A 14,273-nucleotide genomic window follows, 5' to 3' on the forward strand; every position below is an offset into this window, starting at 1 on the left:
TTTAGTCCTTCATTCAGAGGACTGAAGTCCGAACGATCAAACCTGCTGGGAGAAGATGCGATCGATAATTAACTTAATTTCGGTTCGTAGTAAGGACTTTAGTCCTTCATTCAGAGGACTGAAGTCCTCACTACAAACCTTTTCGTAGTAAGGACTTTAGTCCTTCATTCAGAGGACTGAAGTCCGAACGATCAAACCTGCTGGGAGAAGATGCGATCGATAATTAACTTAATTTCGGTTCGTAGTAAGGACTTTAGTCCTTCATTCAGAGGACTGAAGTCCTCACTACAAACCTTTTCGTAGTAAGGACTTTAGTCCTTCATTCAGAGGACTGAAGTCCTCACTACAAACCTTTTCGTAGTAAGGACTTTAGTCCTTCATTCAGAGGACTGAAGTCCTCACTACAAACCTGACTCGACGGTGATTATTCCCAAAACCGAACCTCAACAGACGGATACCACCCTAATTCAACCATTAACATCTCAGTTACATTTCGTTACGATAAGGAAACAGAGAGCAAAAAACTCTCACCCATAATATCAGAGGTAGCCATTATGAACGGTACATTTCGCGTCGGCAACCTGTTTGGAATTCCCTTTTATGTCAACGCATCTTGGTTCTTAGTTCTGGGTTTAGTAACCTGGCAGTACGGCGGTGCACTAGCTGGCCTGTTTCCCGCCTTAGGCCCCGTAGCACCGTGGCTGTTAGGATTATTCGCAGCCCTGCTGTTATTTGCTTCCGTCTTAGCCCACGAATTAGGACACAGTTGGGTAGCTATCAAACAAGGAATTGGCGTGAAATCGATTTCGCTATTTCTGTTTGGCGGACTGGCTAATTTAGAAAGAGAATCGAAAACCCCAGCAGAAGCATTTTGGGTCGCCATTGCAGGCCCGTTAGTCAGCTTATTTTTGGCTGGTTTGTTAACAGTTATCGGCGTCGGTGCAGCCCTCACAGGCCCCGCAGCAGCAATCGTTCAACTTTTAGCTTCCATCAACCTAGCTTTAGCCTTATTTAACTTAATTCCCGGCTTGCCCCTCGATGGTGGTAACATCCTCAAAGCGATCGTCTGGAAGATTACCGGCAACCCTTACAAAGGCGTAATTTTTGCCAGCCGCGTCGGTCAAATCATTGGCTGGATTGCCATTGCTACAGGCATCTTCGGCAATATTTGGAATCTAGTAATCGGTTGGTTCTTGCTGCAAAATGCAGGTCAGTCTGCACAGTATGCCACAGTCCAAAATGAACTCGCAGGACTGACAGCCGCAGATGCTTTGACTGCCGAAAGCCCGATCGTCCCAGAAAACTTATCCCTCAGAGAATTTGCCAACAACTACGTCATCGGTAGCACTCACACCTGGCGCCGGTTCCTAGTTACCGATGATGCGGGACAATTGGTAGGTGCGATCGACCTTGACGACATGAAAACCATCCCCACCGGAAGCTGGCCGCAAGTTTTGGTTAAAGAGCTCGTGAAGCCGATCGAATTTACCACCACAGTCAAACCCGAATTGTCCCTCCTCGAAGTCGTCACCCTCCTCGAACAACTCAAAGTCCAAGAACTCCCCGTCACAGGCGAAAACGGCGTCCTAGTCGGGCTTGTAGAAAAAGCTGAGATTGCCCGCCTCCTGCAAAGACGAGCTCAAGCAAACCCTGCTTGACACCCTCAGATACTTGACAAATAACAGTTAACCCCCTCGATTTGCCTTACCAAAAGGGCGATCGGGGGGCTTAACTGTAGCTACCCAAAAGTCAAGTAAAATACTAAATTATTAGCTGCAAAGCAGCAATAAATAACTATAATAGTGTATTGATCATCTGAGCGAGGACGGTATGCCATCTCAGAACGTTACCTCTCAATCCGAAACCCAAGAGTCAAAAGTTCTCCCTACTCTCACAAACAATATATTGCCCCAGGCGCGATCGTCTCAACCAACAGCTCAATTACAAAAATCGGAGCTGACAGTTTTTGCATCTCAAGAGATCCTTTACAAATTTTTCATATATCACATCAACAACTCGGAACCAGAAGTTAGTCTCCAGGAATTCAAAAAAATCTTTATAGAACTAATTGCTCCAGTTCACCCTAAATTAATTCAATCCCTATACACAATAATTGAATTTAACAGTCAACAAGAATTTAACAACTTATTTAAACGCTGCTCATACATCTTATTAAATAACTGGATATCCAACAAACAATACGAACTTGCTCGGAAATTAATTACAATTATTAGCGAGAGAACCCTCAGCGAGCCTCACGCAGACAATATTCTCAAAAGACTGAAAGTGTGGCTGACAAACTTTGTCAGCAGCCAAGACTATGAAAACATCAAATTATTTGTATTGAAGTACGGCGACTACCAGCCCGTAGAAAAGCACTGGACTTCTCGCTATCAGCCTTATTTGCTAGCCACTCAATATCTCGATACTAAAAACACCCTCGAAGCACGCCAAACTGCCAAACTCTTGTCCCAGAAGTTAAAAGACAAGTATAAGTTTGACCTAGCAATGTATACATCTCGCTCTCAGTCAGCCACATTCAAATTTAAAAATTATCATAATCCCACACTTTTAGGAGAGGAAGCCCTGCGTTTAATCAAAATAATTTTGGTCAACCGAGGCTCGTTGAACTATCGTAGCTTAGCCAATCTTTTTATCAGTCACAGTCAAAATATTACCTACAAGCAGTTCAAGGAATCTCTGATTAAGTATTTATGTTATTACAATGAAAAAAAAAATAGTTCTGATATTTATCACCAACAACTCATCAATATTTTAGATAATTTTCATCCCCAGAATGACGAAGAAATTTTGAACAGTAGCCTGTTGCTCAGAACTTGCAATCATCTAATAAAATGTTTGACTGTGGAAAATTCTGGGGAACCAACCGCCTTATTTCTAATTTTCGCGACTCAACTAAATCCTTTAACGCTAGCGATTTTGATGCTAAAGATAATTTTAATCTCGCCGTATTCCCAAACCTACTTAGAACTTTGTTTTGCTCGATTAATTGAATACTATCAAGATAACTCCGCTGCTGAATGTCAGTGGCTAATTAAATTTTTAGAAGTTTGCCAGATTGCTCTAACTATTTATGGAGACAATGTTCAATACAATCTAGTGAATATGTCAGACAAGCATAAAGAAGAACAGTTGTTTATTGATCTCAATAACTGTCGAGTTTTTTCTCAGCACAAACAAATTTCAAAAGTTCGAGATTAGTCATTAGTCATTAGTCATCAGTCATTAGTCATTAGTCATTAGTATTCGTAGGGTGCGTCGCCACGAAAAATCCCTCAACTTAACCGACAATCTGATAGCGACGCACCTGATATAACGGTGTTCAGAAAGATGAGGTACGTTGTTGGGCTTCAGCCCCTCTTACCTCTTAGCTTAGTATTCGTAGGGTGCGTCGCCACGAAAAATCGGGTGCATCTGGTTTTTGAAGAGGGCGAAGCATGACCGCATATAAGTTATTAGTTATAATCCCATATTGACTGCGGTCATGCTTCGCCCCTACGGATATATTTGCCAAAGTGAGATGCACCCGAAAAATCTCTAAACTTAACCGACAATCTGATAGCGACGCACCTGATACCAATTCACTATCAAGGTACACGCTCATACATGGTAAAGTAGTATTCGTAGGGTGCGGATCCTGCGAACAATCCCCAAGAAAAGAGCGACAATCTGATAGCGACGCACCTGATACCAATTCACAATGAAAGTACACGCTCATACATGGTAAAGTAAAGAATACCAAATATGGTTGGGACTATATCTTGGAAACCATATTAAGTGCAAGTTCATAGTAAATTGGTATTACACATCGCCTGAGCAAACAACTCTCCATTTAACTCAGCTCAAAAAAAATTGTGTGGCACGACTGTCACAAATAGTATCAGGTGCGTCACTGTCCACTCGGAGCGAGCAGGTACGTAGTTGCGCTTCAGCGCTCTTTGAAATGATGAGAAAAAATGGTATTAGTCATTAGTCATTAGGTATACCCTACAACTCAAATTTTGCAATCAAATCGAGTATCTTGTGATAATCAAAATTATCTAAATGATTCATCAAAACTTCGGCAAAAACAGGATTATCGCTGCGAATTTCCTCAATTGTTTTGGCAATAAAATCGAAGTCAGCCTGATGGACTGCCTGTTTGAGATTGCGCGTCCATTCTGGGGAAACTTGCGGCTTCGAGTCCAACGTAAAGATTGCAGCACTATCAGATATTTTTTCGGTAGCAAGAGTTGAACTCTCCGATAAATTATTTAATGTAACATATTTATTGATAAGTTCAACAGGGCCGACTCCCGTCACAACTTGAATATCAAATTTGAAGACTGTGCCGCATCCAACTTCGCTTTCTGCGGTAATGTCACCGCCCATTAATTTGATGAACTCGCGGCTGATACTTAATCCTAAACCTGTACCTTTTTGAACTTTTTGACCAGATGAACTTTGCACGAATAATTCAAATATACTGTCTAATTCCTCGGGGATAATTCCTAACCCTGTATCGGCAATTTCAAAGTAAATAAAAGCATTATTTTTTTGAGTTTCTGATAGATTGATATTATTATCTGTTTCTGGAGACATAGCTACTTCTATTGTGGGTCTTACTGTTACTGAAATTGAGCCTTTTTGGGTGAATTTAACGGCATTATCTAACAAATTAATCAGCACTTGTCGCAACTTAACGTCATCAGCTTGTACGTACTGAGGAACATCGGGCGAGCGGTTGAAAATTAATTGCAATCCTTTATTTTGTGCGGGAAGTTGAAACATATTTTGCACGTCGCCCAACAAACGGTACAAGTCAAAGTTTTTTGGGTTTAGTGTCATGCGTCGAGCTTCAATTCTAGATAAGTCTAATATTTGATTGATGAGTTGAAGCAAGTGTTCTCCGCTGCGACGAATAATTTTAATATTCTCTTGTTCCTGCAAAGTTAAATTAGCACTGGGTTCTATTAATTGAGCAAAGCCGAGAATGGCGTTGAGGGGTGTTCGCAATTCGTGGCTCATGTTGGCGAGAAAGATGCTTTTAGCTTTGTTGGCAGCTTCTGCGGCTTCTTTGGCTTGTTTGAGTTCTTGTTCTGCTTGTTTGCGATCGCTAATATCAAGTATTATGCCGTGCCAGACGATATCTCCATTTTCGCGCAATTCCGGGCGAGAATAGCCTTGCAGCCATTTGAGTTTTCCCGATGCTGTCACAATCCGCCACTCGTGGGAAAATGGTTCGAGATCGTTCGCACTTTTGGTAATTGCCTCGAAGTGACTGGGGCGATCGTCCTGGTGCATTTGTTCGTAGAGTAGAGCAGAGTTATTCTGGATTTCCTCCGGCTCTAATTCTTGAATTTCCCGGCACAGCGGACTGATATATTCCATCTTTACCGAGCCGTCGGGATGCTGGACGAATATGTAAAGTTCTCCGGGAACTGTGATCGCTAATTTCTGAAACAGAGCTTCGCTTTTTTGCAAGGCTAATTGTGCTTGTTTGCGATCGCCAATATCGATCCCAAATCCAAAAAGAAAGTCAAAATTGCCATTTTCATCCAAAACGGGCGTACCGTGCCACTCTACTAATAAAGTACGCGCGGCGTAGCTATCCCCTAGGGAATCACACTTAGTGAGAATTTGGTGTTCGCTAACCGTTTGCGGGCTGGCTGTCACGCCCTTAAAAATCGAGTGCAATCCGGCTCGATCGCCCTCTGGTACAAATGTATTTAAATAATCTTTGCCGATAACTTCTGCGGCAGTATAGCCCACAGCTTGCAGCATACAGTCATTCGCCCGCAGGATTTTACCCTGACGGTCGATCGCCACAAAAAATATCGGAGAATTTTCGATAATCTTGAAGTTAAAGTCCCGCTCTTTGCGGATAATTTTTGTAGCTTGCTTGCGCTCCTCAATTTCGATTTCCAAGCGGGCATTGATTTCGGCTAACTCGGTTGTGCGCGAAGCTACTTCAATTTCCAGAGTCCGGTTGTAGTCAGCCAATATTTTTTCTGCTTGTTTGCGATCGGTGATATCTTGAAAAACAATAATCACATACAGGACATTGCCAAGAGCGTCAAACACCGGCATCGATCGCACTTGCAAAGGAATAATTTTCCCACCGGGGCGAATTTCTATATCTTCAACAATCATTGTTCCACCCCTCACAGCCCGTGCAAACGGGGACTTATCGATCGGGTACAGCCGATCGGTGCCTGCTACATAAAGCTGATAAGTTTCTGAGAGCCCTGCTGCGGTTGTACTTGGCATTGCCCTTTTGCCAGTGAGCTCTTCTCCCACCGAATTCATAAAAATAGTGCTACCTGCGGGAGTCAGGGCTGTGACTCCAACGGGCAAGCTTTCTAACAACTTGGCAAATTTTTCTTCACTAGACGCCAAAGCTTCAAAAGACTTTTTCAATTGAGCGGCCATTTCATTAAAAGATTGGGCTAATTTACCGACTTCATCCAGCCTGCTCACGCCAACAGTGCGATCGAATTCTCCTTGGGCAATATCCTTAGCTGCTGCGTTGAGACGCAGCAACGGTAGCGTTACCCACCTAGCTGTCAGAACTCCGGCAATTGTCGATAGCAGCAGCGCCGCCGCACAAAGTACAATCGTATTGCGGGTATTTCTGTTAACTTGCCCCATGAAATCGGATTCGGGAACTGCGATCGCAATCAGCCAGTTCAAACCGTAACTATCAGAAAAAGGCACCACTGCCACAAAATAATCCTGCCCGTCTCGGTTAAATTTCAGTTGATGCCGCTGCTTAATCTCGCCAAAGCCCCCGAAGTATTCGTACAAATGCTTAGCTGCGGTACGAATAACAGGAGTTTTGCTGTCTAAAACATTCAGCCGCTCCGGCTGCGACTTTCCCGACATCTTTCTAAAGGGTGATTCTTGACTCGAACTGGCAACCAGCAAGCCCGATCGTTCGATCGCGAAAATTTCCCCCGTTTTGCTAAACCTGAGGCGATGGAGATATTGCTGAATTTCCAAGATCGAAAAGTCTACCGCACTAACTCCCAGCAATTTACCATTGCGATCGCGAATCGGTTGACTCGCAGCAATAAACACAGTCCCCGGAGTGAAACCGGGGTAAATGCTCGTCCAAATTGGTTTGTTAGCTGCGACAGCTTCTTTGTACCAAGGGCGCTGGCGAGCATCGTAGGTTCCTGCTTCTACTTTTAATTTAACCGTGCCTGTTCCTCTGTTGTCTGTCGCGTAGTAAATGTTCTGAGAGTTGGTAGATTTGTTAGCGACGACAATTTGCAAGCTCTTGTCCTTAGGGTTGCGCCAAATGGCGAGACATTCTCCTGATTTTTCAGAACCGAGGGACATCCACTGAATGCTTTTAAACGATTGCATTTGCTGCCAAAGGAACTTTTCTGCCCGAGGCTGGCGGCTTTCTAACTGTAAGTTTAATTCCCTGCGGTCGATCGCTTCAGCGTTGAGTTGATTTACCCAGTGAGTATTTTCGAGAACACCACTCAGCTTTTCTTCAACTCTTTTCCCCGTCTCCCCGATCAGCTTCTGGGCAAGCTCTTCGACTGCTCTTTGTCCGTTGCGAAAGGAAAAATATCCGACCATCCCGACTGCTGCGACGATTTGCACCACAAAAGAGCCTACTAGAACGCAGCGCAGAGGTATTTTTGTGGGTTGTCGGACAGTTTGAAAGGCGAATCGGGACAAAGGCATAGGCTGGTGACTAATTGCTCCCTAACACTCTAACTGTTTCGACCCATAATTTCACCTAGGGCGATCGAAGCTGCTTGCTTGGGTGTCAGTCGATTTTAGACTTTAGATTTTAGATTTTAGATGTGGGAATGAACGATCGAGCTCGTGTTTGCGATCGCCAGCACGAGAGTCGCATCAGACAAGATTGGAAAAGTCGCTCTCCAATCGGGAAATACATCTGCATTGCGAAGCGGTTGCCCTCTTGCATCAAAGATTTATAGCGATTCTCTGAAAGATGAGGTACGTTGTTGGGCTTCAGCCCTCTTAGTTTAGGCGGTTATATAAGCTGTCAGTCATACCTCATCTTTCTGAGAAAGGCTATATGCAATTCCAGTCTATTCTTTTTTTAAAACTGGTATTACATACTCTTGGCTGAAAATACCTGCGCCATTTTCTTTGCCAAGTTTGGTTTCTTACCTTAACGCAAGCTACTTCTTCCCTCAAACCTCATCCGTAAAATCCCTTAAATCCCCTATAAAATAAATCTTCCCTCGAACCTCTTCCCTCGAACCTCTTCCTTTTCCTTCTTCCCTCTTCGTTGTTCGAGCAACTCCCAACTGTCAACTGTCAACTGTCAACTCTCAACTCTCAACAGCTACGCGGAAAATCCCTCGCTTGTCCAAACGGATATAGCGAGGGGCGAGAATAGGTATTCTCAGAAAATATAAAGTAGTAGCACTGGCTTTTGTCGAGCCATTGCCATCTATAGAATCCATACTGTTTTAGGCGCACTGAAAAATTTCAGAGCAAAATTTCAGAGCCCGCTCTTTGCCAGCAGTCAATGCTTGAAGTCAAACCAACCCGTTCAAGCAAGAATTCAAAGCAAATTGTAAAGACCTAGGATACTTCTTCGCGATCGATTTGGCGCAGGTGAATGTGCTTGCGTCCCAGAGAAATTTCAAATTCATCTCCCGGCTGGAGTTCCATCTGCTTGGTGTAGGCAGCTCCAATCAGTAAGTTGCCGTTAGATTGAACGCTAATCCGATAGCTAGCCGAGCGTCCGCCGCGTCCGTTGCCGTTTTGCTTCCCATCTAGCTGAATGCCTTCTGCATCAATCAGCGCATTCAGGAATTTCATCATGTTGACCCGTTCTACGCCGTTCTTGGTAACGGTGTAGTAGCCACAGGCCCTAGCTTTTTCTTCCTTGGTAAGATTTTCTAGGTCTTTGACCTTTTTGATCAGATCTTCGCCTTCAAGGGGTTCGATATTTTTCTTTTTAGCCATTTACTGAGTCCTGAAATATTCAAGTGGTGTACGGATTTTTTCTCGGTTGGTTTTTGGTTTGACCAAGAAACTTTAGCTTTATAGCTGGTTGTAAAACTATATTACACCGATCGGCTCAATTGTTAACCACTATTGTCTAAATATTTTTAACAAGGTGGAGTCTTTCTTCAGGAGTAGCTGCCAGGAGCGTGCGAGCAATCTCTAAACTAGGTAGCATAAGCTATCAGCTATCAGCTAGCTGAATATTTGCCCCCCTCTTAAAATCCCATGAAGTTAACCACACGCGGACACTACAGTGTCAAAGCTCTACTGGATCTAAGTTTGCAACCTCGGTTCGGGCCGACATCGGTGAAATCGATTGCGAACCGACAGGAGTTACCCGCTCCATATCTAGAAAAATTGCTGATTGAAATGCGACGAGCCGGTTTAGTCCAATCTGTTCGGGGCTCCCAGGGAGGATATCAATTGGCTCGGGAGCCAGCTCAAATCTCTTTAGGACAAATCTTAGAGGCTGTAGGGGAAACTATTGAACCTTTACCTCGACATTCTCCTGACGCGACCCAACCAGAGGACTGGGTAACATTCAGTTTGTGGAACCGATTGCACAAAAAACTTGCGGTCGCGCTGTACAGTATTTCCCTCGAAGACTTATACTATGATGTCCGCAGTTGGCAAGCTGCTCTCGGAGAAGAAACTAGCTTTATCATTTAGATGGTAAGTTCATTTATTCGATCGCCCGAGAACATGGACGCAACACTTGTTACCTACTCCGGTGGCTGTCATTGCGGTGCTGTCCGCTTCACAGTCGCGGTTGACAAACACTCGTCATCTGACTGCAACTGCTCTATCTGTAAAAAGAAAGGATTTTTGCACCTGATTGTGCCGCCGGAACGTTTTACCTTGCTCTGCGGGGAAGATGTTTTGACAACCTATACATTTAATACAGGCACTGCTAAACATACTTTCTGCCGGATTTGTGGCATTCACTCGTTCTATCGTCCCCGATCGCATCCGGATCAATTCGATGTCAACGTCCGCTGTCTTGACGACTATGCCGTTTCCCAATTTCAGATTCTACCCTTTGACGGTGTTAATTGGGAACAGAACGTACACGAACTGCACGACGAAAGTCATCTCAGCAGTTAAAATCGGCTCTAAAAAATCACACTCCGCTCTTGGTAGCAGCAGTTAAAACAGCAGCTACCCGATCGCACTTGAGCGATCGGACGGACTATCATGTTTAACACTATATATAATGATGCCGGATGAATTTACTGTTTTGATTTTAGCTGCGGTATTGGATTATTCGATCGGCGATCCTTGGGGTTGGCCGCATCCGGTACAGGCGATGGGTTGGGCGATCGACCGCTATACTCGATTTGTCTTTAATATCTGCAACAATCCCGCAGACAAAATGTCTCGCTCCGGCGATCGTCCTCCAGGCGAGCGGCACCAACTGGTTCTACGATGTGCTGGTACAATACTAGCGATCGGGCTGATTATAGGCAGTTATACTGTCAGTTGGTCGATCGTCGTTGCTGCTAGTTGGGTGCATCCTGTTTTAGGCATTGCCCTACAAACCATTTTGCTGGCTAGCTGTTTTGCCGGTCGCAGTTTGAGGGCGGCTGCCGAGGACGTGCTAGCCCCTTTAAATGTTGGAGATTTAGTCAAGGCGCGAGAAAGGTTGAGCCTTTACGTCGGCCGGGATACCGAAAACTTATCTGAGCCAGAAATTCTGCGAGCATTGTTAGAAACTGTAACAGAGAATGCAGTGGATGGCGTGACTGCCCCGCTATTTTATGGATTAGTTGGGTTCGCTCTGCCGCATCTATTATTAACTGTTATCGATCGACCGATCGCTCCTGACTCGATGTGGCATCTGGCGATAGTTCCCTGTGCGATCGCCTACAAAGCAGCTAGCACATTAGATTCTACCGTCGGCTACAAAGAAGCACCATACACAGATTTAGGATGGTTTAGCGCCAAACTAGAAGACGTGCTGACATGGATTCCTTGCCGGCTAACAGTGATTACTTTAGCCCTGATATCTGGCAAACCGATCTACGTTTGGCAGATTTGTCAGAGAGATGCTGTTAAAGATGCCAGTCCCAATTCCGGTTGGAGCGAGTGCGCCTACGCCGCCATCTTGGGAGTACAACTGGGAGGTACAAATTCCTATCGGGGAGTTATCAAACACAAACCGCTGTTAGGCGAGCCTCAAAGTGCGATCGCACCGAAAAAAATTGACCGAGCATTGCAATTAACTCGGTATTGCTTTCTGATTTGGTTGGGACTATCATTGCTTGTTTATACTTTATTATCTTTTGTTCCCTAACAATAGAACTGACACGCAAACAGATATAGCCCTCCGACAGTAGTCTGGAAGAGCCAAAAAAGTTTGGAAGTTAGTAGTTCTACTCCCAGATTCAACCGTCAACTCAACCTAACATCTCAAATCGTTCGACGCTGGCACTTACCAGAAAGAATTGGTTGAAAGCCCCAAGTCTTTGAGGGAGAAATTAAAATCAGACTATTCATTACTCCAATCTTGGGAGTTAATGGTAGAGTTCGCTCTTGAACTGTCAACTGTCAACTGTCAACTGTCAACTGTTGAAGCCGAAGTCTCACATCTAAAATTGTTCCAACCCTGAGATTAATTTGTCCAATCAATCTAAACTCTAAACTCTAAAATCCTTCGATTCGCCAACAGCCAACCATTAGCTCGCAGCCAGCAATGACTAAAATTATCAAGATTTTATCCCCGGATGAAGTGAGGCGGACTCTCACCCGCGTCGCTTCCCAGATTGTCGAAAAATCAGGAGCTCCTTCGGACTTAGTGCTGTTGGGGATTCATACTAGAGGAGTGCCTTTAGCTCAAATGTTGGCAGCTCAAATTGAAGTCCTCGAACAGGTCAAAGTATGCGTGGGTGCTTTGGATATTACGTTTTACCGAGATGACTTGGATCGAGTTGCCCTGCGGACACCGGCTAAAACAGAAATTCCTTTCGATTTGACCGGCAAAACGGTGGTGTTGGTAGATGACGTTATATATAAAGGTAGAACAATTCGAGCGGCTTTGAATGCGGTAAACGATTACGGGCGACCGGAGAAAATTTGGTTGGCGGTATTAGTCGATCGCGGCCACCGAGAAGTACCGATTCAGCCGGATTTCACAGGCAAAAAGTTGCCGACAGCCAAGGAAGAACAAGTTAAGGTTTATGTTCAAGAACTTGACGGGCGCGACGGAGTGGAATTGATTAAGGGTTGATATCGCCCGTTAACCTCGAAACATCGGGGACACAACTGACTTAGGTACGTTGTTGCGCTTGAGCGCTCTTTCATATAGACAAGAGCGCTGAAGCGCAACTACGTACCTTGAGGGCTTGGGCGCTATTGTTTAGATCAAAGAGCGCTGAAGCGCAACTACGTACCTTGAGGGCTTGGGCGCTATTGTTTAGATCAAAGAGCGCTGAAGCGCAACTACGTACCTTGAGGGCTTGGGCGCTATTGTTTAGATCAAAGAGCGCTGAAGCGCAACTACGTACCTTGAGGGCTTGGGCGCTATTGTTTAGATCAAAGAGCGCTGAAGCGCAACTACGTACCATAAAATCGGCAGTGCAGGAGTTGAACCTGCCTGGGGCGAATTATGAGTTCGCTGCCTAAACCGCTCGGCCAACTGCCGTTAGATCGACTTGTGTCTATCCAACTCAAAAGTAGTATAACATAATTTCCCAGTCCGTGCTAGAACTATAGAACAAAAATCAAAATCTTTTAGATCTGCCGAACCCGCGATCGCCTGCATCACAACTCTGTGCTGGAGTCGATCGACTGGAATTAGCAGTTTCTAGGATTTGGAATCAACTTTATAGGCAATGGCAGTCAACAACCCACCGTTAAATCGGAGTACCGACTATAACGGGGGCTTGAAAGATAGCCCTAGTTGACCAGACTCAGGCAGTAATGCCTACGTTAGTGGCAAGCGTTTAAGTTCTTACCTACGGATGCGTAGCTAGTCCGTAGCTCTAAAACTCTTAGGTTAAACAGTCATTTGGGAGACAGTGCCAAGCGAGAAAGTACCGACCACTAACTTTGTCGAAGCTAACATTACCGGAGCAATCCGAGAGGGAGCAATCCCCAAATTAAACGCCCCACTGAGGCGGGTAAGCGAAAGAACAATATCAGCAGCCTCTATCCTGTAATGTAAGCAGGTATGCCAGGGAGAATAACCACTTTTGAGGCGCAACGGTTTCTTTTTATGGAGATACATAATGCAGTATAGACCCTGGCCTCCCTTTTCTCTCACCGCCAAGCCGAGTACAGCTTTGGCGGAAGTCTCCAGGGAGGAAGAAAGGTGAATTCGACGGTAGTGCTGACTCTTATTCTGCTCGGTCTGATGTTTGGAGCAGGTGTGACGAGTTCTGTTTGGGGATTTACTATAGGTCGCGAAGCCTTGAAAGGAACGACTCAACCTGATGTTCGCCCCAGCAACAATGCTGGCAGCGGTAAGCAGGGAAGTGCGGCTAGCAAAGACCAAGTGAGCATTTTGAAAGAAAAAGACATTCTCAAAACCGTCAAAGCGCGGGTAGAAGGTCGCGATCCAGACAAAAAAACAGCCGCGACAAATACTAAAGCAGACAAAGCAAACTCTAAATCTGCCACAGCCAAAAAACCGGCTGCGGCAAATACCAGCGCCAAGTTTCCCCTGAACAGTCGCGACGGGGGAGTAACTCTGGAAGTGAGCGCTGCCAGCCAGCGCAGCAACTCGATGATGCTAGACGTGAGCATGAAAAACGAAGGTTCCCAAGCTGTCAGGTTTCTCTACAGTTTCTTGAACGTCACTGACAATCAAGGGCGGGCTCTTTCGGCGACTGCTGAGGATTTGCCGGCGGAACTTCCACCCAACGGGCAGGTGTATTACGGTACGGTGAGCATTCCCACAGCTTTGCTGGAAAATGCGAAGGAAATTTCGCTGACGCTGACAGATTATCCAGGCCAAAAATTACAGTTGCAAATATCTGGCATTCCAGTGGCAAAGTAATAGCAGTTGGGATTGGGGATTGGGGATTGGGGATTTGGGATTTGCAATTGGGAATGACTCATGAATGAAGTGTTTGGATCACGGGTCTACAGTTGCATTCTTTTGGGAAAATGGTACAAGACAAAAGGAGACCAAACCTCCAGACTGTTGACATAAAGTAAATAATTTCCTCGAAATTCCTGGTAAATCATTGTAAAAGCTGGCACTATGGATTGAAAACAAAAATACCACCTAGCGATGACAAAATATGTCACACCGCGAAAAGCTTGCA

At 44.9% G+C, this 14,273-nt stretch carries 11 protein-coding genes and 1 tRNA gene; 8 read left to right on the forward strand and 4 right to left on the reverse strand.

The window, feature by feature from the left end:
* Positions 1-554: 554 nt before the first annotated feature.
* Complete coding sequence (locus QZW82_RS30005; RefSeq protein ID WP_293157303.1) at positions 555-1,658, forward strand: site-2 protease family protein; 1,104 nt, start codon at positions 555-557, stop codon at positions 1,656-1,658.
* A 172-nt stretch (positions 1,659-1,830) separates the two neighbouring features.
* Positions 1,831-3,222 carry a hypothetical protein gene (locus QZW82_RS30010; RefSeq protein WP_293157306.1) on the forward strand — a complete coding sequence of 464 codons (1,392 nt, stop codon included), beginning with the start codon at positions 1,831-1,833 and terminating at the stop codon, positions 3,220-3,222.
* A gap of 786 nt (positions 3,223-4,008) precedes the next feature.
* Here QZW82_RS30010 and QZW82_RS30015 read toward each other — a convergent pair.
* Positions 4,009-7,701 carry a PAS domain S-box protein gene (locus QZW82_RS30015; RefSeq protein WP_293157308.1) on the reverse strand — a complete coding sequence of 1,231 codons (3,693 nt, stop codon included), beginning with the start codon at positions 7,699-7,701 and terminating at the stop codon, positions 4,009-4,011.
* A 128-nt stretch (positions 7,702-7,829) separates the two neighbouring features.
* On the opposite strand from QZW82_RS30015, the gene QZW82_RS30020 reads away from it, so the two are divergent.
* Positions 7,830-7,961, forward strand: coding sequence for a hypothetical protein (locus QZW82_RS30020; protein ID WP_293157310.1), 132 nt, complete (start codon positions 7,830-7,832; stop codon positions 7,959-7,961).
* Positions 7,962-8,577: 616 nt separating this feature from the next.
* Here the strand turns inward: QZW82_RS30020 and QZW82_RS30025 are convergent.
* The gene (locus tag QZW82_RS30025; RefSeq protein ID WP_293157313.1) at positions 8,578-8,964 is read right to left on the reverse strand and encodes an AbrB family transcriptional regulator; all 387 of its coding nucleotides are present in this window, start codon (positions 8,962-8,964) and stop codon (positions 8,578-8,580) included.
* Positions 8,965-9,231: 267 nt separating this feature from the next.
* Here QZW82_RS30025 and QZW82_RS30030 point away from each other — a divergent pair, with 267 nt between their 5' ends.
* From QZW82_RS30030 to pyrR, 4 genes are all read left to right on the forward strand, one after another.
* Positions 9,232-9,675, forward strand: a complete 444-nt coding sequence (locus QZW82_RS30030; RefSeq protein ID WP_293157316.1) for an Rrf2 family transcriptional regulator — start codon at positions 9,232-9,234, stop codon at positions 9,673-9,675.
* Between the two features lie 33 nt (positions 9,676-9,708).
* Positions 9,709-10,110 carry a GFA family protein gene (locus QZW82_RS30035; RefSeq protein WP_293157319.1) on the forward strand — a complete coding sequence of 134 codons (402 nt, stop codon included), beginning with the start codon at positions 9,709-9,711 and terminating at the stop codon, positions 10,108-10,110.
* Positions 10,111-10,219: 109 nt separating this feature from the next.
* The gene (gene cbiB / locus QZW82_RS30040) at positions 10,220-11,299 is read left to right on the forward strand and encodes an adenosylcobinamide-phosphate synthase CbiB (protein ID WP_293157322.1); all 1,080 of its coding nucleotides are present in this window, start codon (positions 10,220-10,222) and stop codon (positions 11,297-11,299) included.
* A 399-nt stretch (positions 11,300-11,698) separates the two neighbouring features.
* Positions 11,699-12,232, forward strand: coding sequence for a bifunctional pyr operon transcriptional regulator/uracil phosphoribosyltransferase PyrR (gene pyrR, locus QZW82_RS30045; RefSeq protein ID WP_293157325.1), 534 nt, complete (start codon positions 11,699-11,701; stop codon positions 12,230-12,232).
* A gap of 341 nt (positions 12,233-12,573) precedes the next feature.
* Here pyrR and QZW82_RS30050 read toward each other — a convergent pair.
* Positions 12,574-12,646, reverse strand: a tRNA-Ile gene (locus QZW82_RS30050).
* 711 nt (positions 12,647-13,357) lie between these two features.
* Between QZW82_RS30050 and QZW82_RS30055 the strand changes: the two genes are divergently transcribed.
* The gene (locus QZW82_RS30055; RefSeq protein ID WP_293157331.1) at positions 13,358-14,002 is read left to right on the forward strand and encodes a hypothetical protein; all 645 of its coding nucleotides are present in this window, start codon (positions 13,358-13,360) and stop codon (positions 14,000-14,002) included.
* A gap of 86 nt (positions 14,003-14,088) precedes the next feature.
* Here the strand turns inward: QZW82_RS30055 and QZW82_RS30060 are convergent.
* Positions 14,089-14,273, reverse strand: a 185-nt coding sequence (locus QZW82_RS30060; protein ID WP_293157328.1) for a hypothetical protein, incomplete at its 5' end; no start/stop codon positions are given.

This window comes from Microcoleus sp. bin48.metabat.b7b8b9.023, from assembly GCF_013299185.1.
GTDB lineage: Bacteria > Cyanobacteriota > Cyanobacteriia > Cyanobacteriales > Microcoleaceae > Microcoleus.